Origin of the sequence: Aliivibrio sp. 1S175, from assembly GCF_001690985.1 — a bacterium.
In the GTDB taxonomy this organism is placed as follows: Bacteria; Pseudomonadota; Gammaproteobacteria; order Enterobacterales; family Vibrionaceae; genus Aliivibrio.
The window spans coordinates 160,796-187,272 of record NZ_MAJS01000013.1 but is presented as its reverse complement, the minus strand read 5'-3'; the positions used below and the strand labels follow the sequence as shown (position 1 = coordinate 187,272).

At 36.0% G+C, this 26,477-nt stretch carries 20 protein-coding genes; 9 read left to right on the top strand and 11 right to left on the bottom strand.

The window, feature by feature from the left end:
- Nucleotides 1-27: 27 nt before the first annotated feature.
- From A6E06_RS07170 to A6E06_RS07140, 7 genes are all read right to left on the bottom strand, one after another.
- A complete protein-coding gene (locus A6E06_RS07170) occupies nucleotides 28-1,554 on the bottom strand; it encodes a SpoIIE family protein phosphatase (protein ID WP_255312062.1) in 1,527 nt (508 codons plus the stop codon).
- Nucleotides 1,554-2,261 carry a CpsD/CapB family tyrosine-protein kinase gene (locus A6E06_RS07165; protein WP_065591954.1) on the bottom strand — a complete coding sequence of 236 codons (708 nt, stop codon included), beginning with the start codon at nucleotides 2,259-2,261 and terminating at the stop codon, nucleotides 1,554-1,556. The genes A6E06_RS07170 and A6E06_RS07165 overlap by 1 nt, the downstream gene beginning before the upstream one ends.
- On the bottom strand, nucleotides 2,261-4,372 hold the full coding sequence (locus A6E06_RS07160; protein ID WP_065591953.1) for an SLBB domain-containing protein: 2,112 nt from the start codon (nucleotides 4,370-4,372) through the stop codon (nucleotides 2,261-2,263). Before A6E06_RS07160 ends, A6E06_RS07165 begins: the two co-directional genes overlap by 1 nt.
- A gap of 14 nt (nucleotides 4,373-4,386) precedes the next feature.
- Nucleotides 4,387-5,214, bottom strand: coding sequence for an OmpA family protein (locus A6E06_RS07155; protein WP_065591952.1), 828 nt, complete (start codon nucleotides 5,212-5,214; stop codon nucleotides 4,387-4,389).
- A 29-nt stretch (nucleotides 5,215-5,243) separates the two neighbouring features.
- Nucleotides 5,244-5,561, bottom strand: coding sequence for an STAS domain-containing protein (locus A6E06_RS07150; protein ID WP_065591951.1), 318 nt, complete (start codon nucleotides 5,559-5,561; stop codon nucleotides 5,244-5,246).
- 328 nt (nucleotides 5,562-5,889) lie between these two features.
- The gene (locus A6E06_RS07145; RefSeq protein ID WP_065591950.1) at nucleotides 5,890-7,632 is read right to left on the bottom strand and encodes a response regulator; all 1,743 of its coding nucleotides are present in this window, start codon (nucleotides 7,630-7,632) and stop codon (nucleotides 5,890-5,892) included.
- Nucleotides 7,633-7,641: 9 nt separating this feature from the next.
- The gene (locus A6E06_RS07140; protein ID WP_065591949.1) at nucleotides 7,642-10,323 is read right to left on the bottom strand and encodes an ATP-binding protein; all 2,682 of its coding nucleotides are present in this window, start codon (nucleotides 10,321-10,323) and stop codon (nucleotides 7,642-7,644) included.
- Nucleotides 10,324-11,045: 722 nt separating this feature from the next.
- Between A6E06_RS07140 and A6E06_RS07135 the strand changes: the two genes are divergently transcribed.
- From A6E06_RS07135 to A6E06_RS07105, 7 genes are all read left to right on the top strand, one after another.
- Nucleotides 11,046-11,927, top strand: a complete 882-nt coding sequence (locus A6E06_RS07135) for a sigma-70 family RNA polymerase sigma factor (RefSeq protein WP_065591948.1) — start codon at nucleotides 11,046-11,048, stop codon at nucleotides 11,925-11,927.
- A gap of 30 nt (nucleotides 11,928-11,957) precedes the next feature.
- Nucleotides 11,958-13,556 carry a GGDEF domain-containing phosphodiesterase gene (locus A6E06_RS07130; protein ID WP_065591947.1) on the top strand — a complete coding sequence of 533 codons (1,599 nt, stop codon included), beginning with the start codon at nucleotides 11,958-11,960 and terminating at the stop codon, nucleotides 13,554-13,556.
- A gap of 119 nt (nucleotides 13,557-13,675) precedes the next feature.
- On the top strand, nucleotides 13,676-15,538 hold the full coding sequence (locus A6E06_RS07125) for a glycosyltransferase (protein ID WP_065591946.1): 1,863 nt from the start codon (nucleotides 13,676-13,678) through the stop codon (nucleotides 15,536-15,538).
- Nucleotides 15,528-16,847 (top strand): DUF3131 domain-containing protein, encoded by a 1,320-nt coding sequence (locus A6E06_RS07120; protein WP_065591945.1) that lies wholly within the window; start codon nucleotides 15,528-15,530, stop codon nucleotides 16,845-16,847. Before A6E06_RS07125 ends, A6E06_RS07120 begins: the two co-directional genes overlap by 11 nt.
- A gap of 31 nt (nucleotides 16,848-16,878) precedes the next feature.
- Nucleotides 16,879-18,282, top strand: coding sequence for a DUF3131 domain-containing protein (locus tag A6E06_RS07115; RefSeq protein ID WP_065591944.1), 1,404 nt, complete (start codon nucleotides 16,879-16,881; stop codon nucleotides 18,280-18,282).
- Between the two features lie 19 nt (nucleotides 18,283-18,301).
- On the top strand, nucleotides 18,302-19,684 hold the full coding sequence (locus A6E06_RS07110; RefSeq protein ID WP_065591943.1) for a DUF3131 domain-containing protein: 1,383 nt from the start codon (nucleotides 18,302-18,304) through the stop codon (nucleotides 19,682-19,684).
- The gene (locus A6E06_RS07105) at nucleotides 19,681-20,616 is read left to right on the top strand and encodes a hypothetical protein (protein WP_065591942.1); all 936 of its coding nucleotides are present in this window, start codon (nucleotides 19,681-19,683) and stop codon (nucleotides 20,614-20,616) included. Before A6E06_RS07110 ends, A6E06_RS07105 begins: the two co-directional genes overlap by 4 nt.
- A 37-nt stretch (nucleotides 20,617-20,653) precedes the next feature.
- Here A6E06_RS07105 and A6E06_RS07100 read toward each other — a convergent pair whose 3' ends face one another.
- Genes A6E06_RS07100 through A6E06_RS07085 form a run of 4 tightly spaced genes read right to left on the bottom strand, consistent with a single transcriptional unit; the run spans nucleotide 20,654 to nucleotide 23,817 of the window.
- Nucleotides 20,654-21,094: an ATP-binding protein gene (locus A6E06_RS07100; RefSeq protein ID WP_065591941.1), complete on the bottom strand. Its 441-nt coding sequence runs from the start codon at nucleotides 21,092-21,094 to the stop codon at nucleotides 20,654-20,656.
- A gap of 15 nt (nucleotides 21,095-21,109) precedes the next feature.
- Nucleotides 21,110-22,261 carry a sugar phosphate nucleotidyltransferase gene (locus tag A6E06_RS07095; RefSeq protein WP_065591940.1) on the bottom strand — a complete coding sequence of 384 codons (1,152 nt, stop codon included), beginning with the start codon at nucleotides 22,259-22,261 and terminating at the stop codon, nucleotides 21,110-21,112.
- Nucleotides 22,262-22,279: 18 nt separating this feature from the next.
- Nucleotides 22,280-22,612, bottom strand: coding sequence for an STAS domain-containing protein (locus A6E06_RS07090; protein ID WP_065591939.1), 333 nt, complete (start codon nucleotides 22,610-22,612; stop codon nucleotides 22,280-22,282).
- Complete coding sequence (locus tag A6E06_RS07085; RefSeq protein WP_065591938.1) at nucleotides 22,564-23,817, bottom strand: SpoIIE family protein phosphatase; 1,254 nt, start codon at nucleotides 23,815-23,817, stop codon at nucleotides 22,564-22,566. Before A6E06_RS07085 ends, A6E06_RS07090 begins: the two co-directional genes overlap by 49 nt.
- A 196-nt stretch (nucleotides 23,818-24,013) precedes the next feature.
- Here A6E06_RS07085 and A6E06_RS07080 point away from each other — a divergent pair, with 196 nt between their 5' ends.
- Nucleotides 24,014-25,291: a glycosyltransferase gene (locus tag A6E06_RS07080; protein ID WP_065591937.1), complete on the top strand. Its 1,278-nt coding sequence runs from the start codon at nucleotides 24,014-24,016 to the stop codon at nucleotides 25,289-25,291.
- A 124-nt stretch (nucleotides 25,292-25,415) separates the two neighbouring features.
- On the top strand, nucleotides 25,416-26,456 hold the full coding sequence (locus A6E06_RS07075; protein WP_255312061.1) for a hypothetical protein: 1,041 nt from the start codon (nucleotides 25,416-25,418) through the stop codon (nucleotides 26,454-26,456).
- The last annotated feature ends 21 nt before the right edge of the window (nucleotides 26,457-26,477 follow it).

The following is a 26,477-nucleotide window of genomic DNA, read 5'->3' as shown; positions in this document are numbered from 1 at the left end:
GCCTCTCATCTCTAAAGTGCCATTTCATTAGTTTTTGCGTTCAATTAAAAGCAATAATGCATCATCATTAGGAGGTGTCCCTGCTAATTTATCAAAGCACTTCATTACGTCTTCTAGAGCTTGTTCGATTGGCTTATGTAGCGTTGATACTAAGTTTTCTTTTAATGCGGTTTCTAGCGTTTCTCTTTCTGAAATGGAATCACCGGATTCAAATAGTCCATCCGTGAATAGAGCTAAACGCTCACCTTTCTTTAGTGTTAAGGGCTTTTCCTTATATTTTGTTTGTGGTAATAACCCCGGCAATGTCCCTTGGATATCGATAGTCTGTAGCCCTTTTGATGAAATGTGGAGAGGGGCAGGGTGTCCAGCGCTACTGATCTTTATCGTATCACCAGAAATGAAACTTAAACAACAACTTGTTAACATGGTTTGTGACAACAGTTGGTCTTTAAATGCATTATTTGAGAGGTGAGATAACAATTGTGCGGGTTGAGTGATATCTGTATTTTGCATTAAACCTCGGATGTATCCAGCATAAGCGTAAGCGAAAAACTTGGCACTTTCATCGTGGCCCATGACATCCGCAAGTAATAATAGTGATGTCCCTCCTTCTGTTTTAGAAAGTAAAAAATCGCCTCCGCCCTGACCTGTATTACGTTGCTGGGATACGATTTTCCAATGGGAGGAATTAAGTTCAGTATGTGGCAGTAATGTATTTGTTATTTTTTGATTTACCCGTTGAGAAAGAGATTTATATACTTGTTCAAAGCGAGCTAATACACGATGTATAGAGAGCAATAATTGTTCTTTCTGAATGGATTTATCTAAGTAATCATCAATACCAAGTTGATTCGCATTTTGTAAGGTATGTGTATCTTGTAAACGCGACAGGAAAATAAAAGGAGTAAAAAACGTGTCCTTTTTTTCCAGTTGCGATCTTAGTTCTAATCCACTCATTTTGGGCATTTGAATATCGGATATGATCAAATCTACCGTTTCATGATTTAAAAATTCAAGCGCCTCTTCCCCGTTATTTTTTGTGGTAATTGTGAATTCTTTTTGAAGATAAGCTTGATAAAGGATCCTTAGTGTAGCGTCGTCTTCGACAATCAATATATGATGTTTTTTTTGAAAAGTAGTGCGATCCCATTTTAAAGTCAGAACATTATTTTGATGCGAAGAAGTGTAAACAACCTCATCAGTTTGGTTTTGAATGATATCGATACCCCGACCGCCACATTTTAAACTAAAGTCGCTTATATTTGCATTGATGTGCTGTTTTGTTGGGTCCCAAACCTCTCCCGTGTCAGTGATGTCTAATTGCCAATACTTTGTTGTTTTCTTTAAGGCGACGGTGATGTTTTTACTGGTTTGTTTTGGATGAAGAACAAGGTTCGTACTCCATTCAGAAAAGCAAAGTAAGCACTGATGTTTAAACGTTTGATGAATATCTAAACGGTCGAGTATCTTAGATAATGACTGACGTAATACTCTGACTGAGTTCAATGATGTTGGTTGAGTGTCTTCAAAAAATAAAACGGAGTTAGTCATCATTACACCACTGTTGATAAGAATCGATTACGTTGAATCATAGAAATTAACTTAGTAGAAAGGCGCTTAGGTAAAAAGTGCAAACGTTCAATCTTGCTACAAAGTTCCTTTTTTAAACTTAGATTGTATTTATCATTTAAAACATACCCGGTGATATTTGCTTTGTTTTTTTCTAATAACTCTATTGCGGCTTGAAATTCGGCTTTTAGGGTTTGTCCTGATAGTACGACGACGATGGTTCCGTCGCATGAGCCCGCAATGGTTTGAGCGGGAATGCTTTCGGCGTGTAATTGAGATAGTGAAGACGAATCTATGATGACCTTATCAAATTCAGTAAGCCATTTAACTATTTGTTTTTTTAGGTTTTTAGGTTGACGAAGTTCCATAATGTCGGCTTTATCGGTTGGCGTAGGAAGCCCTGATAAGACGATATTATCTTGCACTGTCAAAGCGAGATAATGTGGGGTAGATGTCGGGTTGAGTGTTGATTCTGGTATAAAAGATAAAGCCGTTAAACTTGGGTTTAATAAATTAAGATCAACCAGAAGCGTTCGATAACCTGCCAATAAGTGTCGCTCAGTCAATGCTTGGGCTAAAGAGGTAACCCCTTCTCCTGAATTGGTTGACGTAATACACAATGAACGACATTCTTGTTGTTCTAATTGCAAAAAGACTTGTTCAATTTCCATGTTGCATGATGGTATTTTCATTACAAGGCTCCTATTAATGCAATAGTTGCTACGACTTGAAAAACATCTTTCATTACGACTCGAACTTGTTCCATTGTACTTTCATCTTTATTGGGAATGTAGATAGTATCACCGGCTCTTAATACAGGAAGGCTTCTGAAATCAGCAGTACGACTGAACTCTACAAGATCAAATGTTCTTGCTCGCCCTTTATCTAGAGAGTGATTTACCACACTGATTTTCTCTAGATAAGCGACATTACTTGGGCCTCCCGCTTCTGCTAATAAATCCAATAACGTCATTGAGTCATTGAAACGGTAGCGTCCCGGTTTGTTGATCGCACCAAGTACCCTAATGGTCGTTTCTTTGCTTTCATTAATCCAAATACGGTTTTTTTCTGGGATATAAATGGTATCGCCTGTTTTTACAATAGGGAGTAAGGATTCATCGCCTGTTTCAAAATAAAGCGCTAGATTTAACTTACTTACTTTTGAGTAAGTTTTATCACGATGCGTCACTCGAATATTATGAATATCGGCATCCAGAGTTGGACCGTCAGCAGCAGATAAAATATCTAGAAAATGCATTTCATTGGTGAAACGGTAACGCCCCGCGGCATTTACTTGACCAAACACGTAGATTGAACTGTCTGAGCTTTGACGAACCCATTGTGCTTTATTGTCTGATGGATCTTGAGGCAAATCATGAACTCGAATGGTTGCCCCTGCTCTAATGGTTGGCAGGGCAGAGTCTGGTTTTCCTTTGGTAATAAATGAATCTAAATTAAAAGTATAAACTTGATTATTACCTTCACGGTCAGGGGTTACGATTTCGATTCGAGTTGTGTCTCCTCGAAGGGTTGGACCACCGACATGAGCTAATAAATCTAAAAATGACATTTCATCTGACCATTCAATACGGCCTGGATGTTGTACTTCACCTAATACTCGAACAGCACGACTTGGCGCTATTTTTAACCACGACTTTTCATTCATGTCTGTTTTTTCAGGAACAAAAATCGCGTCACCAGCCGAAATTACAGGTGGGCGTTGGTAGTTTGTTCCTTCAGTATAACCGGATAAATCAAAATTAATTACCGCACCATTGGCTTTAATAATTCGTATTTGACGAGATTCCGCAAATCGTGTTGGTCCACCTGAGTTCGCTAAGATATCCATAAAGGTAGCGCCTTTTTTACCTTCAAACGCACCAGGTTTTGCTACTTCACCCATGACATAGACCATGTTTGAGCCCGATTTGATTTCTTCTTCTTGTTTTGGAACAAAGATGGTTGACCCGACTTCAAGTGGGGGCAGTAAACTGTCATCACCGGTATCTAAATAACGTTTTAGATTAAATAGGGCGGGTTGGTTTTTTGAGATAACTCGAATTTGTTCGACACCAGCGTAACGGGTAACCCCACCAGCACGCATTAATACATCAACAAGATTGGTTCCTGATTTATAAGAGAACGTCCCTGGAGCGTTTACCTCACCAAAGACTTTAATCGCTTTTTTACCATCAGTTGCATCACCGGCTTGGGATAATTTTGATGGATCAAACTCTTGCTCGATATTACCAACCATTGGGGATGCAGGGATAAATAACGTATCTAATGATTGAAGTTTTGGAAGTAAAGATTGATCACCCGAGTCTAAAAACGCTTTGTAATTAAAGGTCGTCACTTTGTCTGAACGACGGAGTTGCAAGCGGTTTAATTGAGCCCCAGAGCGTAAGCCGCCAGCCGCATAAAGAGCCAGTTGAACAGAATCACCATCTGATAAGGTATATTCCCCAGGTTGTTTTACATAACCTTGAATATTGATGATAAGTTGGCGCTTACTTACAAAGACTTGCAGGTTACGTAAATCTTGTAATATGGTTTTTAAACTTAATGTGACACTAGATACCATCTGAGCTTCAGTTTTTCCTGAAACGAATAAAGGTCCAATTTCTGGCAATATTACTCGGCCTTGTTTATCCACTTGAAAATCTTTGTTTAAAGACTCTTCACCTGGCAACATGATGGTGATGACATCACCAACACGAATGGTTTTTTCCGTGTCTTTTGAGTGCACCATTGAGATAGAAGAGAACAAAATGGTGATGAATAAAATATGAATAATACGCATGATTTTGTCCTTTGTTATTGTTCAAGTTGCAAAGGTTGGTCAAGTTCTAATAATTCAATAGTGACTCGACGATTGGTTAATCTTACGTGAGGCTCTGTCCCTTCAAAATAAGGGTCGTCTGAACCAACAGCATCAACATGAATACGGGTTTGCTCAAGACCAAAAATACTCAAGTAGCGCTTCACTTGTTTTGCCCTTTTAAGTGCAAGTTCTTGATTTCCATTCTCTTCACCAACCGCATCAGCATGGCCAGTTACGAGTAATTTAAAATCTTTATTTTTAATCAGTAATTGAGATGCCTCTGATAGGTTCACCACATACTTAGGATTTAATTCAGCAGAGTTAAAAGCAAATTGATTGTCTCGGTTTAAGAGATCATAGATTTCTTGTGCTAACTCGATGTCTGAATTCCCTGAATTTGAATCTGATGGTGGCTGACAAGTTTCTTGTCTTTTAACATAATCCAGTTGGCGCTCTAATCGTGTTAATAAATTTCGTTGAATGATAAGGTCATTAGCCGCATCTAGCTGTAGTCCTCCCTCTAACTCACGAGCAATACGGGCTTCGTTTTGTTTTGCTTGATGAACGGTTGCAGGAAAGCACCATTCTGCTTTTTCTAAAATAAGAATATCAAGGTGGCGGGCGGCAAGTTCCCAATCAAAACGTAATCCATGTTCTGGGCCTAATGGTTGGTCTGGCATCACGGGAGAAAATGCAGCTTGAGGATAATTTTCTGCTTCTCCACCTTCACCAGGTTCGGCAAACGAAGTACAACCTGAAATAGAAAGTAATCCAACGCTTAGAATGAGCAATTTTTGTTTGTTCATGATGTGCCTCTCCATGTGTTCGACGATCCATTAAAGCGAAATAATTAATGTGTTATGTTGTTTACAGGAATCGCATTTTCAATACGAAGTAGTTTAAGTAGCTCTAAAGGTTGGCCATGCGCGTTTTGAATTTGCATAGTGCGTTCCTTTTCAATTAATCGCTTGTATAGATAAACAATGGCGCCAATTCCTGAAGAGTCTAAAAACGCCACTTGAGCTAAGTCGATATGAACTTGACGATGCTCTTGTTCAATGACTTCATCGATAGTTGGTTGGATATCTCGGCAGCCGATAGCATCCATGTCCCCTTGTACTGATAAAACGAGTACTTCATGATTTGTTTCAAATTGATGTAGTTCCATAATTATCTCCTAAGAATAAATCAATGTTGTATTGATAAGTTTAATAGAGCAGTAAGTGTGCCAAAAAAATTAATATTCAAATTTCAGGTAGTTATGTGTTTTATAACTACATTACGAATGATTTTATTGAAGACATTCTCAATTTGCATTGCAGTTTGCAGAGTAAGAAGCTTATGTGAAATTAAGTTAAATAGAGATGAGTAAATAAAGAGGAAAGATCGTATTTTAAAATGTTAACTTTTTGAAAAGAAGAAAGTTAATTAGATATATTAAGTTCGATAATATGAATGCAAAATGAGTATCATTATAGTAGTGAGTAAATTGTTAATTATTTTGTAGGAAGAGTCTTAAATGGACGCTGTTCATTTGTTATCACATGCTTTACTAGAGTTGAGTTTGCTGATGTAGCACTTTTTTCCTCAATAAAATTGTCGTGTGTATGTAGTGCTTTTAAGACAACGTCTCTTCTATCCATTAGATTCTGAGATAAAGGCATATCTTTAATTAAAGATACCATCGCGCTTATTTTTGTCGGGTTATCTATACTCAACGCGATATAATACTCCAAGATGCCAATGATCACTTCTGAAGAGTATGGGAATTGAACAAAGGTTTTCTGATAACGGTCTAAGTTATTTGTTAACTCATTAACAGGTAAAACTTTATTCTGATGGTTATCGATTTGATTGATAGTGTATGACAATAACAATATTGACTCCTTTAGATCTGAGTCATTCTTTAATATGTTAAGGTAATCTGTGCAATAGTCATTAAATCGATGTTTAGTTTTAATAACAGAGTTGACTCTTTCAAGTAACCATAGCTCTCCAAAAAATGATAATAAATAGAGCAATTCAATAAGAACCACTGAATTTAATTGATGTAAATTATCAAAAAAAGGTTGAACGACTTTTAAGGTGATTTGCTTTGCTTTAATAATATCGCCGTTTGTTATTAGCTGTTTACATTCACTAAAGCTAAATAGAACACTCAATTGTATTTTTTGTGTATCAGTTAAACGGTACTCAGAACGACGAACAAAATTTTTCTGCTCAAGACGTAACTGCTTTTTATCACTTTCCGATTGGCAATTTTGAATGTAACTTTCGTAATAACTGAAACATTCCGCGACATAAGAACCCCAATTTTGGTCTGCAATAGGCAAATGATTTGCAAGTAAATGAGAAGACTTAAGAAAATAAACTTTGTTATTACAGCTTAATGCAAGCTTCATTGCTTGTAGTGATCTTGAAGGTACGCTAGGAGTAAGATCTAACGCTGTATGGGCTGAAAACAAAGCGTCTTCATAGCGCAATTGTTTAATTTGTAATTGACTTAAAAAATCAAAAGCAGAGGCAAATAAAGGATGTTTTCGGCAAAGAGATTCTGTTTTATCAATCAATTCACTAGGCGTAGTGAGTTCAAGTTCCGCTTCTAGCTGTAATTTTGTGAGAATGTAATTTCGTCTGTTAATAAATTCTGGCTGTTCACATAACTTAATTAAGTTTTCTTTATCGTTAGGAATGAAGAGATCAAATAAAAAGAGATCTAATTCATTTAGATTTTTATTTTTGGCTAAAGAGATGGTTTTTTCTTTAAGAATATCTGCATTATTACCTTCTTTTTTTAAAAAATAGAGATACTTAAAGAACTGAAACTCTTGATAAGCATCGGCCATTTTATAGCTAAGTATCGATTGGCTGATGGGTTTACAAAGATAATCCCCATTGCCTTTTGAGAGGGTGCTTAGTACTGTTTGTGTCGTATTATCCCCTGAGATAGTGATAACTCGTGTATAAGGTTGGATAAATCCCTTTTCTCTTAATAAATCATAAAGTTCTGAACCATTTAAGACTTGCTCCAAGTGATAATCAATAAATAACAAAGAGTAGTGTTTTTTAGAACACATTTGAAGAGCTTGTTGGTAAGATTTTGCATAACTTATTGATTTAAAACCTAACAGCATGAGAAGTTTAGATAGAGACAAAGACGATACCCGACAATCGTCGACAATTAAAATATTAAATTGGTCTGTTTTTTTTGTATTCTCTCTGTTTTTTAATAAATTCATAATGTTAGATTATTTCATCCTTGTTATTTTTTCTAATAACATTTCTTTTTTGAACGGTTTGGCTACATAGTCATCCATTCCTGATTCATAGCATTTAGAAATATCCTGATCAAGAACACTTGCGGTAAGTGCAATTATAGGAATTTTCTTCCTGTTTTGTATCTTCTCTATTTCTCTGATTTCTTTAGTTGCAGAAAAACCATCTTTAATTGGCATCATGCAATCCATTAGGATTAAGTTATAGATGTCATTTTTTTTAAATTTTTCTATGGCTTCTTGGCCATTATTCGCGATATCAAAAGTGTATCCTGAACTATTTAAAAACAAAGAGGCTACTTTCTGATTAACAAGATTATCTTCAACTATTAGTATGTGTTCTGTTGTTGGTTTTTTTTCTAAATGACGATGATCAGTTGCTGTTTGGAAAATAGGATTTTGTTGATGTTGAACAGAAGTAATAGGTATATTTTCTGAGTGAAAAGCTAAAGAATGAGCTAATGTTTTGGTAAAGCGATAACCAAGCAAAGGATAAGTGACTAAACCATCAATGATTGACTCAAAATGGGCGGCTCGATTTTGATGATTTTGAATTAAAACAATAGATGTTTTTTGGTATGTTTTACGAAGTGCTAATAGTTTGTTTTTACAACACATATCCACGCAGTTATCAATGCAGTAAAGGATGATGGCTTGTTCTTTATCAAACAAAATAATATCGTCAACAGATTCGACAGTGATGAATTTCAGTAAGTGTTGATATTTTAATTCTTCTAGAATTGCCGTTTCAAAACTAGCCTTGTTACCAACTAAAATAATTGAAGTACGATCTAATCCAGTTGCGGGTAATGTGTTTTCATGAACAATGTCAGTATTAATTGAAAAAGAAAAATCGCTCCCTTTGTTTTTTTCAGAAGTGACCTCTAATGTACTCCCCATTAGTTTTATTAGTTGCTGAGTGATGGCTAACCCTAACCCTGTTCGACCATATTGACGTGTAATAGATTTGTCTTCTTGCATAAACGGCTCAAAGATCTTTGTTTGTGCTTTGCTATTTATCCCTATACCTGAATCTGAGACTGAAATAGAGACTCGCCCTTTATTCATGCTTGTTGATATAAAATCAACGGTAATAGTAATGTGACCCTGATGAGTAAACTTAATCGCGTTGGAAGTTAAATTCATTAATATTTGTTTGATCCGGTGCTCATCTAACATTAAATAGCGAGGTAAATCTGGAGATATAGCCACATTAATATCAAGATTCTTTTCTGTCGCTTTTGAGAGACTGATGGATATGGTGTCAAAAATAAGCTCACGTAAATCGGAACTGTGAATCTGAAGAGTTAAGTTACCCGCTTCGATCTTTGATATGTCTAGTATGTCATTTATTAAAATTAACAGCGTTTGAGAAGAGGTTTCTATTGTATTGAGGTAGTCATATTGAATTGGTGACAGTTTTGTTTCTGATAAAATGCCCGACATACCAATAATACTATTCAGGGGCGTTCTTATTTCATGAGACATATTGGCTAGGAAAGTACTTTTAGCTAAGTTTGCTTGTTCAGCTTCTTCTTTTTCGCCAATGATTCTTTCTTCATTTTTTGCTCTTTCTGATATTAATGCATTGATTTTTTTAGAGAAAAAAGTCAGCTCATCATTGCCACTAATATGAATTTTAGTTGTGAAATCATGATTCTTTTCAATTAAAGCCATCGAGTGAACGACAGTGGTTAAGTATGAACTAATTCGTTTTGATAATGAAATACCAAGGTAAGACATAACAAGTAAAGACAGCAACAGGGCGCTGATAGAAAATAAAATCGTGTAGTAACTGACCTGTAGCTGATTTTGTAGATTAATTTTCAGCTCATTAGTCAGTACTTTGGTTACGGATTGGATTAATAGCAGTCGATGGTGAAGTGCTTGTATGCTTGAATTCATGTCTCTTATTGAATAATTTGCTGCTTTGTTTTTGATCACATCGTTGCGAAATTTCATGCTGTTAGTAAAGCTGTCATTGGTAAATGTGTTTAGTAAAAGTTCGATGTTAGAGGTGTGTTTATCCATAGATATGAACTGGGTAATGTACAGTTCTTGACGATAAAATAGAGAATATAACTCGTCGTGATACTGCGTTTTTTCAGAGTTCACATCAAGATTTATATACCAATTTTCTTGTGTAGCCCAATAATTGAGTAACTGGAGCTGTAGGATTATCCTTTGTTTTTTATTTATATCGTTAGATGAGAATGGTAGCTGCTCAGCATGTTCTAGTGTGTATATTGTATTCAATACATCAGATACAGAAGTTGACCACTCTTCTATATCATCAGTAGAAAAATTACTGATTTTAGAGTTAATTTTTATTAGTTCATTCAGTGCAGTGTCCAGTTCGGGGGGATCATTTTTCTTTATGTGAGAGCGTAATTGCTCTAAAGCTATTTTGGATGAGGATTTCTCAACATCATTATTATTTTCATATAATGAGTTTAAACGTAAGTTATGCATGGCAGTCGCGTAACTAGATAAGGTCTCATTAAATAACAATCGTTCATTAATCGCACTGAGAGTACTTAAATTATGAAATTGTGTACGTATCTCTTTTGCGGATAAAAAAAATAAGACAATTAAAGGGAGAATAATTAAGGTCAATAACCTTAATTTGATAGAAAACCTATTCATTAATGACATAAAACAATCCTTGTTGGAAAAAGCCATTCGTCCTGACCTAATATTAGGAAGCATAGGATATTAAACAAAAAAAAGTAGTCATTTGTGTGATATTACGAAATTTTTTGTTGCTATATAGGTGAGTTTATTGCTGATTTTATTGTACTTTTTTGATTTTTTATCCGAGTTGTGAGTCGGTATGATTGAGAATCATGCTACTTTTCAATGCATGATGTAAATACACGTTTCAGTCAAAATAAAATCAGAATGATATACCTTCGATAAGTTAAAAGTCATAGATAAAAAGAAAGTTAAGTAGGACTTAGGGCTCTTGGTAGCGTTTAACGATAAAATCATCAATTAATACGGATGATAAATAATGAAGTTAAATAAGAGGGGATAACGTAAATCAGCGTGGTTTACTATTTATTGCAATAACAAGCAGGTGAATATAATGGAATTTATAGTAAATTTAACATTTTAACTGGTTATTTAAATAAAAAGTGTTTTATTGCCTTATTTGTCATTAACGGATATTTTTAACAGTGTCAATATCATGACGTCTTAAATTTGATATTTTGTGTCAAGTATTCGTGACGGAACTCCCATTACCTTTATTTACTAGGTGAAATTATTGTTACAGTATTGTGTATTAAACGTATTTGCACCATAGTTTATTTATACCTCTGAATATACAGATGGATAGATAAATAATATTACGTTTGCTAGGTAAAGGATATTGTATGATTAGTTCAGGTAAAGATAAAAAAAACACGGTAAATAGTACGTTAGATTCATATTCATTATATTTAAAAGAAATAAATAGATATCAACTTCTTACAGCAAAAGAGGAGGTTAGCTATAGCCGATCTTATAAAATGGGATGTATGAAATCTAGAAATAAATTGATTGAATCAAACCTACGCCTTGTTGTTAAAATTTCAAATAAATACAGAAACAGAAATCAAACAGATTTATCACCACTTGATATTATTGAAGAAGGTAATTTAGGATTGATAAAAGCGATTGATAAGTTTGATCCTGAATTAGGATATCGTTTTTCAACTTATGCTGTTTGGTGGATAAAAGAATCGATTGAAAGTGCTCTGTTTAATCATTCAAGAACGGTACGTCTGCCAGTTCATATAACCAAAGAGTTAAATGTCTACTTAAGAGCGGCTCGTGAATTAACGAAATCTCTTAAAAAGGAACCCTCGATCAGCGATATTTCTTCATATTGTAAAAAAGAGGCGGGTAAAGTTAATAGAATCATGGAATTAGTGCCATCTTCTTCAACCTTTCGCTCTGCTTTAATTGAGGATAAATCATCAATTATGGTTGATTTATGCATTAATGATCGCGCTAAGGATCCTGATGAGTATCTATCTAAAGTTAATTTAGAAGAAAATTTGTCATCTTGGATTAACTCTTTACATGGAAGAGAAAAGCAAATTATTATTAATCGTTATGGATTATTTGGTCATAATATTCAAACTCTTGAAGAGTTAGGCCGTGATCTGGAATTATCAAAAGAACGTGTTAGACAAATACAGTCAGAAACATTGATTAAGTTAAACACTATATTTTCAAGTAATAATCTAAATTTAGAGTCAGCATTAGGATAATTTTTCTGTCTTAACATTGAGGTACTCTATATGAATGTTTATATAGTTTTTAATGTATTAACTGTGTTTAATATTATTGCATTACTTTATTCTGCTTTCCTGATTAATAGGATAGGATTACATAATGTTAAGTATATAAAAACATATTTATCAATTATTTTTTCTGTTTACCTTGGTGTTTTTCTATACATCGAAGGTTATTTTATAAATTATGGTTTTATTGACCGTTCTGATACCGTAGTTTTAGTTGTAACAACAATAGCGACTCAAACGTTAGTTATGAGTTTATTGGTAATGAGTCGTTTACTTAATCATTTTTTATTAATAAAAAAAATAAATAATAATTATGGGATTCTAAGCTCTAATATTAAGAGTGTTACGTATAAAAAAATCATATCTACTAAAATAGGTTCAGGGATCCCATTTAGTTTTATTAAGATAAAAATTAACAACAACAATAAATTAATTGATACATCAACAAATAAAACCTTCACTAAAGTGATATCTCATGCCGTATTGATGTTAAAAAAAACCTTAAAAAATAAGCATTTGGATTTTTTTCATGATAACCGTGAGATTATAATAATTAGTTATGCAACAAATAAAAATGAACTTACCGAGATTGCGACAGAAATGCACGATGTGTTGATATCGCCTATCTTAATGAATGAGAAAAACTTTCTTCTTCAACCCATTATGGGCTGTGTTATCTGTACATCAAAAGCAACCAATACTGATGAAGTTATTAAGCAAGCAGATATCGCTTGTTATAAAGCTAAAAAGTTAGGGTTAATTATTGATTTTTACCGCAGTACTTATACTAAATCTATTTATGAAGAAGTAGATATTCTTAATAAATTAATTTATGCCATCCCTCATAATGAATTTGAATTGTATTACCAACCAATAGTAAACAGTATTGATAAAACGATTCATGGTTATGAAGCGCTGATACGTTGGCCTCAAGAAGATGGCACGATGATCCCTCCTGATAAGTTCATTAAAATTGCAGAAGATAATAATTATATCAAAGGGATAACTCGCTGGGTTGTGAATCAGGTCACTCGTGATATTGCCGGTTTTAAGAGAGAGAACTTACACCCACAAGTTCATATTAATGTATCGACGCTGGATCTTCATGATGATGATCTTTATGACCAGTTGTTTACTTTGGTTCACAACCAAAAATTATTACCATCTGATGTGATTTTAGAAGTAACAGAAAGCGCATTAATGACGGATGCTGATTCGGCTTATTTAATGCTATCAAAACTCTCCGAACTTGGTTTTTATATCAGTATTGATGACTTTGGTACTGGTTACTCTTCATTGTCTCTTCTTCGAGTTCTATCATTTAATCAAATAAAAATTGATCAATCTTTTATTCGCAATATGGCTATTGGTAACAGTGATTATGCGATTGTAGCGTCAACTATTTACCTTGCTCATAGCTTGGGGTGTAACGTTGTTGCCGAAGGGGTAGAAGATAAAGAATTGTTTAGTGAACTTAAAGAATTGGGCTGTGATTACATTCAAGGTTATTACATTAGTAAACCAAAGGAATTCATTAAAATGGTTCATTGGTCTCTAAAGCAAATAGAAAGAGAAAAACTTTCAGCGATAGCTTGATGAAAAAAGGCAGCTTTAATTACTTTTTTAGCCTTTTATATCCTAAGTTAACTGTTATGAAAGCAATGAATTCTAATGATGGAATTCGATGCCCTCTGCGTCATTATTGGAGTGATTAAATGGATTTTTACTTTAAGAAATTCGAACATCGAAAACCACCGGAACCTGTCCCCCACAGTAATTCGAGAGAGTTATTATATCAATATTTAGCAACCTGTAATCTAACTTTAGGTATTTGGTATCTATGGTGGCGTTGGAGTTTTGCTTTGAATTATGATGCGTTATGGTTTTCTCTTCCATTGGCGTTTGCTGAGTCTTGTGCATTTATAGGTTCTTTGCTGTTTACCTTTAATTTGTGGAAAACAAAAGACGAGCCGAAAAAAGCGCCGCCGCATAAAATTAAAGAGTGCGTATTAGATACAGAAGAAGATAGACCAATCAGTGTTGATGTCTTTTTCCCTTCTTATGATGAAGAGCCTGAATTGGTTAAACTGAGTATTCTTGATGCCCAAAAAGTAACGTACCCACACGATATAGATATCAATATTTTCATTCTTGATGATGGTAAAAGAGAGTCTATGGCTCAGTTAGCACAAGAGATGAATATTGGGTATATCACAAGGGAAGGAAATACAGGTTTTAAAGCGGGGAATCTAAGAAATGCAATGGAACAAACCTATGGTGATTTCGTTGTTATTTGTGATGCAGATACTCGACCATTCTCAACAATTTTAGAGCATACGTTAGGTTACTTTAGAGACCCAGATGTCGCTTGGGTTCAAACGCCACAATGGTTTTTTGATATTCCAGAAGGTGAGCGTTTACCTAATTTTATGCAACGAAAACTTGGCAAGTGGTCAACAGGAATTGGGCATGGAATTGAAAAGTTTTATGGACCAGTGACATTAGGGGAAGATCCTTTTGTTAATGATCCTCAAATGTTTTATGACGTAATACAACGCCGTAGAAATTGGGCGAATGCGTCATTCTGTTGCGGTGCTGGTTCGATTCATAGACGTGAAGCCGTAATGGAAGCTGCACTTCGTAGTTACAGTGAGCAAATAGTAAAAGAACAATCTGAAATAGAAACACAAATCAGAAAGATGACCAAAGAAAAAACGGTAGATAAAGATATTTCAGATAACTTAAAACAAGAAATATTTATTGATACGGAATTTACACCTTACAAATTCCATGTATCAGAAGACCTGTATACCTCGTTAGTTCTGCATGCGGATTCAGAGCGAAACTGGCGTTCAGTGATGCATCCAGAAGTTGAAAGTAAAATGTTGTCACCCCAAGATTTACAAACTTGGACAGTGCAGCGATTTAAATATTCTGGTGGGTCTATTGATATCTTCATGAATGATAATCCACTTTTTAGAAAAGGAATGAGCCTGAAGCAGAAGCTAATGTATGGGGCGAGCTTCTGGTCGAATTTATCTGCCGTGTGGAACATTATTTTCTTATTGTGCCCAATCGTCTATTTTCTAACGAGCATCGCACCGGTAAGTGCTTATGATGTCACTTTTTATATGCACTTCTTACCTTTTGTTCTTACTGCTGAACTTGCAATGATGGTGGGGACTTGGGGAGTCGCAGGATACAAAGGAAAAACTAATTTTCTTTCCTTCTTCCCTGTGAATTTTAAAGCGCTCTGGACTGTATTAAGAGGGAAAAAAATCAGTTTCCCTACGACACCTAAAGAAAGACAAAGTGGAACGTTTGCAAAATTAGTTATTCCCCAAATGGCAGTGTTTGGATTGAGTTTATTCAGTCTACTTTATGCATGGACTGGGTACTCAACAGGTATGCATGGAAGCTATTCGCTGGGTGGATTAGTACTAAATACGTTTTGGATTATCAATAATATGATGGCGATGTGGGGCATGATAGCTTCAGCGTTTTGGAATCCAAAATCAGATGGTGATGAACAAAAAGAATCAGAACAGGGAAAAGAGGAAGTAGAATATGGAATTTAAAAAAGCACTTGTGAATGCTCGTCACCATCTCGTGTTTATTCTCGGATTAGCGACTGCGTTATTGATTTCATTTACGATTGAAACGCGTGAAGAACCTCAAGTTTTAGGGAATATTGTTTTTGAAAAATCGGAAGAGCTGCCATTAAAGCAACATCGTATTTTAACTCAACAAGAGTATCAATGGGCAAACACGGCTTGGACGTACTTTGAGAATAACTACCAAGAAAATACAGGGTTAGTGAATTCTGTTGATGGCTATGAGTCAACTACCATGTGGGATACTGCGTCATACATTATGGGACTGATCTCGGCAGAAAAACTAAATGTGATCACTGATGATGTGTTTACTATTCGTATGGAGAAGGTTCTACACACGTTATCTCGCTTGCCTCTTGTTGATAATCGTTTGCCAAACAAAGCTTACAATACGGTGACATTGGAAATGGTGGACTACACCAATAAACCAACGCCAAATGGTATTGGTTGGTCAGCGATTGATATTGGCCGTGTTCTCGTGCCGTTAAATATCATTGTTTGGCAATACCCTCAGTTTAATAAACACGTTAATAATATATTAAATGCATGGCATGTTGGTGACATGATTAAAGAAGGCTATTTATATGGTTCCCGTCTTTCAACGTCATCTGACGGTTTTGAATTAGTACAAGAAGGGCGAATTGGTTATGAAGAATATGCAGCCAAATCAATGTCTCTGATGGGGCGAGATGTATTTAATGCAATGAAATATATAGATTACCTGGAATTTAGAACCATTAGTGGCATAGAAGTACCAACGGATTTACGAGACCCTGCAAAGTACCATGCACATAACTATGTGGTAAGTGAATCTTATATTCTTGATAGCTTAGAATTTGGTGCTGATAGTGTCTCAAAAATCTTTGCTCATCGAGTGTATCAAGCTCAAGAAGCGCGTTATCACGAGACTGGAATAGTCACCGCTGTCAGTGAGGATAACCTTGATCAAGCCCCATATTTTGTCTACAACACCGTATTTTCTGATGGCAAAGAATGGAACGCAATTACTGATACAGGAGAAGATGCGTCTGAATTTAAATCGTTATCTACAAAAGCGGCTTTTGGTTGGTATGCATTATACAAAACGGATTATACAGATATTTTAATTCAAGAAGCACAAACGTTATTTTCAGAGGATAAAGGCTGGTATTCAGGTAGATATGAAGCTTCTGGAGAGACCAATAAAGCAATTACTGCGAATACGAACGGTATTGTTTTAGAGTCGTTGGCTTACATTGAAAATGGTTCATTACTTAGCGTAGGCGCTAAATAACTGTTATTGGGATAAGGAAGGAGACCTATCTATGCGTTATATCTCAATTGGTTTACTGAGCTTATTTATTGTGGGCTGTGGTAATAAATATGATCAATTCTCAGAAGATATTGTGGTTAAAAAAGATCATTGGAGCGTCCCTCAAGCTCGTCAAAGTACCTTGACTGAAAAAGAAATGGACATGGCAAGAATCGCATGGACTTATTTTGAAAATAACTACCAAGAATCGACAGGACTCGTAAATGCGGTAAATAATTATCCCTCAGTGACTTGGTGGGATGCTGCATCTTACCTCGCAGGGATGACGAGTGCATACGAGCTAGGGATTATTGATAAAGAAGAATTTGATCGCCGTCTAATCAAATTTTTGACCACATTAAACACTCTAGATCTGTTCCGTGGGGAACTGCCTAACAAAGCTTATAATACGCAGAATGGGGCAAAAGTGGATTACGGTAATCAACCGGGGGAAATTGGTTACTCAGCTTTAGATCTAGGGCGTTTACTTATTTGGCTTCATATATTAAAAAACAGGTACCCTGAATTTGCGACCAGTATTGATTCAGTCGTTCTTCGTTGGAACTTCTGTAACGTTGTCGATGAAAATGGCACCATGTTTGGAGCGTTATTAGAGAAAGATAAACCCGTTCAGTATCTTCAAGAAGGCCGTTTAGGTTATGAAGAATATGCAGCAAAAGGGTTTCAATTATGGGGGTTTGATACATCACAAGCCTCTATGCCAGAACCGTACGGAACGATTAATTTATATGGATATGATGTACCTTATGACACAAGAGACCCAAGAAAGCTTAAAGCCCACAGCTATGTTGTGACAGAAAGTTATGTCTTGGATGCAATTGAATTAGGTTGGGATCTAACAACAGACCATAGTCCTCATGATACGAGTTATTCGAATGGATGGATGGCTGAATTTGCACTTAATATTTATCGAGTACAAGAAGAACGGTATAACCAAACTGGCATTATTACCGCAAGAACGGAGCATCAATTAGCGGGTGCCCCCTATTTTGTTTATGACACTATTTATACGGATGGTTTTGCTTGGAATACGATCTCTGAAAACGGTGATTTCTTACCCCAATATTCAGCCGTTGCGGTAAAAGGAGCGATGGGAATGTGGGTCTTGTGGGATACCGCGTATACTGATTTATTGTTTGACCATATATCCACCTTATATGATCGTGAAAAAGGGTTTTATGAAGGTATTTTTGAAAACGGAACCGGCCGAATTAACACGTTTACATCAAATAATAACGGCATTACGTTAGAAATTTTACTTTATAAAGAACAAGGAAAGCTCCTCACTTATAAAGAGAATGTTGCGCCAAGTCTATGGGAAAAAGCACTAGAAAGTCCATTTGGTTACGAAGGTCAGTGTTTACCAAGAAAGCCAATGAAGCCTTCTCGTTTATAGTATTTATAAAGGAAGATAAATGCTAAAAAGTGCAGTACTGATCTTAATATGCTTTTTCTTGTCATCCTGCGGTGTATTGTATAGAGGCGTCCAAGATGGAGTGACCTCTTTAAATCAATCGCAAGCGATACGACAAGGAAGGCATGGCGAATTAACAGAAGGTGAGCTTGAATGGGCTCGCCTTGCTTGGGTATATGTAGAGAATAATACTCAATTAAAAACCGGTCTCGTAAATAGTATTGATAACTATCCAACCACCAATATGTCAGGTATCGCTGATTATTTATTAGCATTAACTGCAGCTCGAGAATTTGAGTTTATCACCAGTAAAGAACATGACGAACGACTTTCCCTTGTCCTTACTTTTTTAAATGAAATGCCATTAAGCATGGGGCAAATCCCAAATAAAGTGTACAGCACTCAAACGGGTCAAATGGTGGATTACGGTAATCAACCTAACGATATTGGCTGGTCTTCTATTGATGTAGGTCGATTGCTGATCGTGCTTGCCATTGTGAAGCAATATAATCCCCAATTTATTGAATATATTGATAAAGCCGTGTTGAAATGGAACTTTTGTGAACTGGTTAATGAAGAGGGTGAACTTTTTGGTGGCAACGTTAATAATGGTAATGTATTTAGGTACAAAGAAGGGCGATTAGGTGTTGAGGAATATACTTCTTATGGCTATTTAGATTGGCAAATAGTTCCAGATAAAGCAATGAGATTAGACCCATATAACGTAGCAACCATGTATGGGATTGATTTTCTATTTGATGGTCGAGATCCACGGCTTTTTGACGTATTACGTCCAGTGTATAGCACGCCATATTTACGATTGGGGCTAGAGTTTAATTGGGATAATATTGAGGATAGTAACTCTAACGATGCAACGCATAGTAATGAAGTGATGTCAGCAATGGCTGATTCCATGTATCGTATTCAAGAGGCTCGTTGGGATAATGATCGTATTTATACGGCACGTGGAGAGCATATTGTCTCAGGTGAACCTTATTTTGTGTATGATGCTATTTACGCTTTAGGTACGCCTTGGATAACGTTATCTGAAGATGGCAGTTCGTATGATGAACTCGCGTTAGTGTCTACCCGAGTTGCTTTTCAAATGTGGGCGCTGTGGAAATCTGATTATACCGATAGATTAATGATATTAGTCCAAGAGTTATATGATCCAGATAGAGGTTGGTACGAAGGCCGATATGAATTAAACAGCCGTTATGAAAAAAGCATTTCATTACAAACCAATGCTGGGGTATTAGAAGCATTATTGTATAAATCACAGGGAAAACTTTACCAACCTGAGAAAAGTAAAGAATATCGAGATGTGCAGTTTAAATCTCGTTTTTCACATCCAGGTCATTGTTTAGTGGAGACATTCCGATGATACGATACACATTAATACCTTTAAGCGTACTTCTATCATTAAGCTCTTCGTTAAGCTTTGCCAGAGTGGTTGATATTGAATTGTCGATATACAGTAAAGGAACGATGTTAGCGAATAGCCCTAGAGAAAGGCAATCAGCTGAATATTGGCACCAATTATCAAATAAAATTATAGCCTCAGAATCTAAGTTGGGTTCTCAGGTTATGTGGCAATATGCAGGTTTATCTGAAGCATTAGCTGCGATTGCTGCCAATAAGCGGAATGATATAAAAGCGTATGAATACTGGTCAAATAGCACTCGTTATTTATTAACCGGAGGGACAGAGTGGCCTCAAATACAAAAACACCTACACCGCCGTTATGAGCAAATTAATACTCAATTATCCACGCAATTAACGTCTTCTGATGTAGGGATCTCTTTAGATAATCAATGGGAACAAGAGTTAACTATTTTGCAAGTATGGGAAGAAAAATTAGGATTGTTTACCTTTAAAGGGCCTAAGTTGGGTTTGAAATCTAAGAATCCAAATGTAGACGTTTCTGTACCGGCAACGCCTAACTATCATTCACCTCGAGCGATTAAATCTTCTGATACAACAGGAAAGAAAAAGCTAACAGGGTTAGGAGGGGGCTTTTCTCGCGGCCAAAGCTTCATACCAGTAACGAATGAGCCGGTTGATAGAAAAAAGGAAGAAGCTGCTAAAATAGAAACGATAGAATTGCGCAATGGGATTGTTATTACACCAGATGAAGAGTTTGATTACCGAAACGTAGAAAAAGACAATGTTATAAAGAAAGAAGAGAAAAAGGTGGTTGAGAAAGAAAAATATAATCCAATTCATAAAGCGAATATTGGTAATATAGATGACAATAAAGTTGAAATTCTACAACGAAGAACGTTCATGCCAGTAGTTAATGAGCCAGAAAAGTAAGACGGTCAATTCATCAAAACGAAGAAAAACGCTTAAATTAACGTAAGCGTTTACCTAAATAGAAAGTGTTTTTCCCATCTTTGTTCTCATAGGCAATGGTGTCCATTAATTGGTCGACAATAATGAATCCACGCCCTGAAGTTAGCCACGTTTCTGGTTTATCTTCTTCGGGTACGATAAAGCTTTGTTCAGTAGATTGTACTAATACTTCTTGAGGAAGCGCTTGACCATAATCAGAAATCTCCGTGATAAGTAGAGCGGGAGTTTGCAGGTAAGACTTTACTTCGATTACAGGCCCATCTTGATTTAGATAGGCGTGTTCGTAGGCGTTGTTTACCATTTCGACGAGGCATAGTTCTGCTTGATTTATGGTATCTTCAGAAATATTTAATGATGCCCAATAGATCTTAATATCATTAGATACAAATCGAGATGCTTCGATTGAACTAGGATAGGTACTTGAAAAAATAGATTCCACAACGCCTCCTTGCGATTACTTTTCTGTGGTACTTTTCGTATTGGTGAATACGGAGATATCAGATAAGGTATCTTCCATAACGGTAGATATGCACTCCGTACTCAACTCTGAGTAGGAGGTACTGTTCCCTTCACGGTCTATACAATAGTTATTAAAGACTGTTTTTTGATCCAATAGCATAAAATCTTTGATATGAATATAATCATAGATTAATGAATTACGAACAATCGCCTCTGAATCAACCGTACAATTTGGGCTGATAACAGTGGGCCCTTCAATCGTTGCCCCATTTTTTATATGGCAACCACTAGAGATGACAACAGGAGGAGTGATATTACAATATTTTAAATCAATCACCGTATTAATACCTAGCCAAACCCCTGCTTTTATTTGCGTACCAGGAATAGGATAGCCATTCACTTTGCCATTTAATATGTCGTTGGTTACATCCCAAATATCGGTAATGTTACCTACGTCAAGCCATTGAAAATCCATATTTACGGAATAAAATGGAATGTTTTTCTCGACGAGTAATGGGAATAACTCACTGCCTATATCGTATTCTCCTTCTTTAGGGATAAAATCGAAAATAGCCGGTTCAAAAATATAGATCCCAGTATTCGCTTGGTTAGATAACGCAGCTTCTGGTGTTGGTTTTTCTTGGAAATGGGTAATTAGTCCATGGCTATCAGAAACCACAATGCCATATTTATGAATGTCTTCATTTAATACCGCTTTAGTTACAATTGTGGCAATCCCACCTTTCTCTTTATGATGTTTAACTGCTTTAGTTAGATCCAAATCAATCCATGCATCACCACACACCACGACAAAAGTATCATCAAAGAAACCTGAAAACTGTTGGATTTTCTGCATTCCTCCAGCAGATCCTAAGGTTTTGCTTTTGAATTCACCGTTAATGATTTCGCCTTCATAGGAGTAAGACAGTTGGGCATTGAAATGATGACCATCTCTAAAATAGCCTTCAATCACCTCAGATAAATGACTTGTATTAATAACAATTTTATTAATGTTGTGTTTGGCGAAAAGCTCAATCATCGATTCCATCACGGGTTTACCTAAAATAGGGATCATCGGTTTTGGAATTGTGTGGGTAATGGGTTTTACTCTCGTCCCTTTACCAGCAGCTAAAATCATACCTTTCATAATCGTTCCTTTTATACTTTACGCTGACGTAAGCAGTGCATCCTCAAGTGTTGCGTAATTTGGAATTAAACGGTCCATTCGAGTGAGTTTTAATAAGTCTTCTACTGGTTTTTGTAGATTAATAACACTGACTGTTTTACCTCTACATAATTTATAAACCCCCATGATTGCGCCTAGACCACTGCTATCCATAAATCTTACGCTGCCTAAATCTAGGATTAAATGGTCACTAAATTGAGGGAGTAATTCTTCCGCTTCTTTGCGAAACTGAGGCGCTAGTTTTGCGTCAAAACGTTCTTCGTTTATCTGAAGAATTGTGCATTTACCTTGGTCGTTAATTTCGTATTGCATGAGTCATCCTCTTGTTTGAATTTGCCTTTCCACTCGACAGCAAGAACACTGACATCGTCTTCGAACGTATTCGATTCTTGCCATGTTCGTACTCTATTAACGAGTAGCTCGGTTTGTAAATGAGTAGGGTGGGAGCTTATATCCATAATAGATTTTCTAAGCCCGTTCTCGGTAAATTGCTTTGTGGCTTGTTTATTTTCAGCTTCGGTTATTCCATCAGAATAGACCCAAATTTTGTCGCCTGGAGAGAGCTTTATTTGTGATGATTGATAATCAACAAAATCAAAGGCACCTACGACAAAATTGTCATGGCCGATAAGTTCGGCTTTTTTTGAATCGTTGTGTAACCAAACTAAAGGGGGGTGCCCCGCTGAGCAGTAATGCATATCGCCTGTTTTTACATTGAGTACGGCATAGATCATCGTGAAATAGAGTTGAATTTTGTCATCACTGATATAAAGCTTATTTAATTTATTGATAACTTCTTCCGGTGGCGTTATTTGATTATTTATGTCTTTCACAATAGAAGATGGGCCTTCGATAATTGATAAGCTTTGTTGAACAGAAAAAGACATTAATGCGGATGAGACGCCATGTCCCGCGACATCAAAAAGATAAAAAGCGAGATGTTCAGGATCTAGTTGCATATATCCCAGCATATCTCCACCAATTTGAGCACTTGGAATCGACATGTAATTTAGCTCAACACCCGCAAAATTGGTTTGTGTTGGTAATAGTTGTCGTATGAGATCCCCTGCGGAGTCGAGATCTTTTCTAATCGTGGCGTAAGCTAAATCGAGTTCTTGGTTTTTATCCGTAAGCTTATTGTGTAACTCTAAGGTTCTAAAGCCGGCTTTTACACGCGCTTCCAATTCTTTAACATCCGTTCCTTTTACGATGAAATCGTCAGCTCCGGCATTAATACCGTTAATGACGGATAATTTGTCATCTTTTCCTGAGAGTAAAACAAAGAAAATATAACGGTCGAACTCAAGCTCTTTTAATTTTTTACATAATTCAATGCCATCCATTTCTGGCATTATCCAATCACTCAAGACAAACTGAATTTGTGGTTTCTCAGTTAAAATGGTCAGAGCTTCTAATCCATTTTTTGCTGAGATTATCTGATATCCACAACGTTTTAATAGGGATGACATAAACAAAAGGCTGACAGGATCATCGTCTACTATTAAAATGTATTCCATTTAAAATCCTTTTCTTGATGGCCTTTAATTATAAGTATGTAATTGAATACTTTTATCTAGCCTAGGATATATTTTTCCGTAATCAAGGGTAAATAAACTATTTTTTATTTTTGTTTCATTTTACTGGTTTTCTCCCTTACCTTGCCTATTCTTTTTTAGAAATAATGATTAAGTATTAAAAAAGGAAGGGCGGAATATGGATAATAAAACCATTTTAAATATCATGACTCATTCAAATAATTCATTTGATTTAACCTGCGAGAAAGATCAAAAAGAATTATTGTTATTAGCCGATAAATTAAATTCATTTGAAAATATCTCTGTCTCAGAATATAAATCATTTCTAGAATTAGAATCACCCCCACTTATGTTTAAATTAGCGGTTAAATTAGTAGAGTCTCGCCGGCTGCTCATGAATATAACAACGCCATTAACCGTTGGTATTGTTTTTGCTATGTGGGGAGAACATCATCGATTAAATAAAAGATCGAAAATAAACCCTAATGGGGAAAATTCATTAATCACTAAAATAGAACAATTAAGTTGGATTACAGAAGGCACAGGTGTGCACTGGAAACTCTATCCAGTTGATGATGGTTGTCCGCACCATAGCTTCGATATTGCAAATAAAATAGCGCAGGAAAGTGATGCTAAAGATCAAGTAAACGTAATGCGGTTAAATGATGCCATACCGACAGAGACAGGACCATTACAGAACCTTCACCATGTTGATGAGTCGAAAAAAGGCGGAGCAATTATCCTTGGTTGTCAAAAAGCATTAGAGGATGGCATGGATTGTGTTGTTTATACTGATGCGGATAATTCCGTTCATTTAGGACAACTTGGTTTGTTACTTGCCCCTTATATTGAAAATAATACACAGGTTATTTTAGGCAATCGTAAGCATAAAGAGTCTATCCTTGTTAAACAGGAGGAGCGCTGGGGAGTTGGCATTAAAACCCTACGTCATATGCAGCGTATGATTGGTTCGCAAATATTTACCCAAGGAATTAAAGACACTCAAGCGGCGTTTAAACTGTATAGCCACGATGCACTTGTTGATATATTAAAAGCACCAACAGTGTATGATTTTTCGTTTGATACCGATTGGATTTTAGCTTCCATGGAACAAAATAAATCGATAATGACAGTGCCGTTTGCTTTTATTGATTCAGCTGCGGAATCCGCTTCAATTACTCAAGGTCCAATGACGACATGGTATACATTACTTGATGGTTTAGTTAAGGCAGTTAGAGCCAGAAATGCCGAACACAATAATGAAATGGCAGCCATTTTTGATAAAGAAGTGACCTCTTATAAAGATCTCGAATTGATTATTGATATTCTGCCTCCAGAGCTTATGAATGCTGAAGATTATCAATTGGGAGATCCAAAAATAATGTCTCCAAAAGCATTGAAAGTGTGGTTTGATAAAGCAAAAACAAAAACAAAACAACAACCAGCCATGGCTTGATAGTTGTTTTTGTAGCAATAGCATCCTAGATTACAATAAGTACATTAATAAATAAGTCTTCGAGTAAATTGAGGACTTATTTTATTGACGAGGCTCTTTTATTTCTGATAAAGAAAAAGAGGTTATGTGGCTTATCTACGGATGGATTTACGCCTTGATGACAATAAAATACAACCGAGTCATTTTACCGATCAGTGGATTGATATTTCCGTTGTGTTTTTCTTTATCTGCAATTTCTAATGAATACTTATCAAATAGCGCGAAACACAAAAACGCGCCGACGTCCCCAAATATTACTGAACCAAGAAATAGCTCAGCTTCTGAATCGCCCCCTACAGAGGGTGAACATATCTGGAATGGTGTCCAAAGTTCGTTCTATTTCCCTATAGAGCAGTGGGATGATGAACAGGGTTTCTTTCATGGGCTAAGTGGTAATGTAGGCTACAATTATCCATTATTAGATACGCCCTCAGCAAATATTCCAGCAGGTGCGACATCAGGACCTACGAATACCAATCAAACCCTTACATTGTCGCTTAAATACAGTATTTTGGGCAGTTGGTTTGTATCAGGAACTGCATATCATTATATAGACCAAGACCAGCAGCAAACGTGGAACCCTGATTTTACGTATGTGTTTGGTTACAGTGATTGGCGCCCTTATACCTTGAGCTTGGTTTACGCCAATTATGGGGGGAATAGATTCAGTCCTGATGAGGGTGAATCGATGACTCATTTTAATCAAGGAACGTGGTCTCTTGGTTGGAAGTTTCCAATAGTAGAACCTGTGGTTAATTGGTTTACGTTTACTGATGAAGGGAGTATCGGGTGCCAGGTTGATTTTAATTATACCCACGAGTATTTCAATTTAGAGACGAGTGAATATTTAAATGGTCATAAAACGGTATCACTTGGATGCAAATATTCTATTTTTGGGAATTGGTATATTAATGGCACTGCTTTTTATTATTTAGATAAAAATCAACAACAACCATGGAATCCAGATTATACCTATGGCTTTGGTTATTTTGATTGGCATCCAGGAACAATTACACTTCAATATAATAACTATTCAGGCAATCGATGGAACTCCTCAGACAGAGGCGATGATACTGGTCGATTTATTGACGGTGCCATTAGTTTGTCATATTCATTTTCTTTTTAAATAAATTACGCTTTGTCTTAA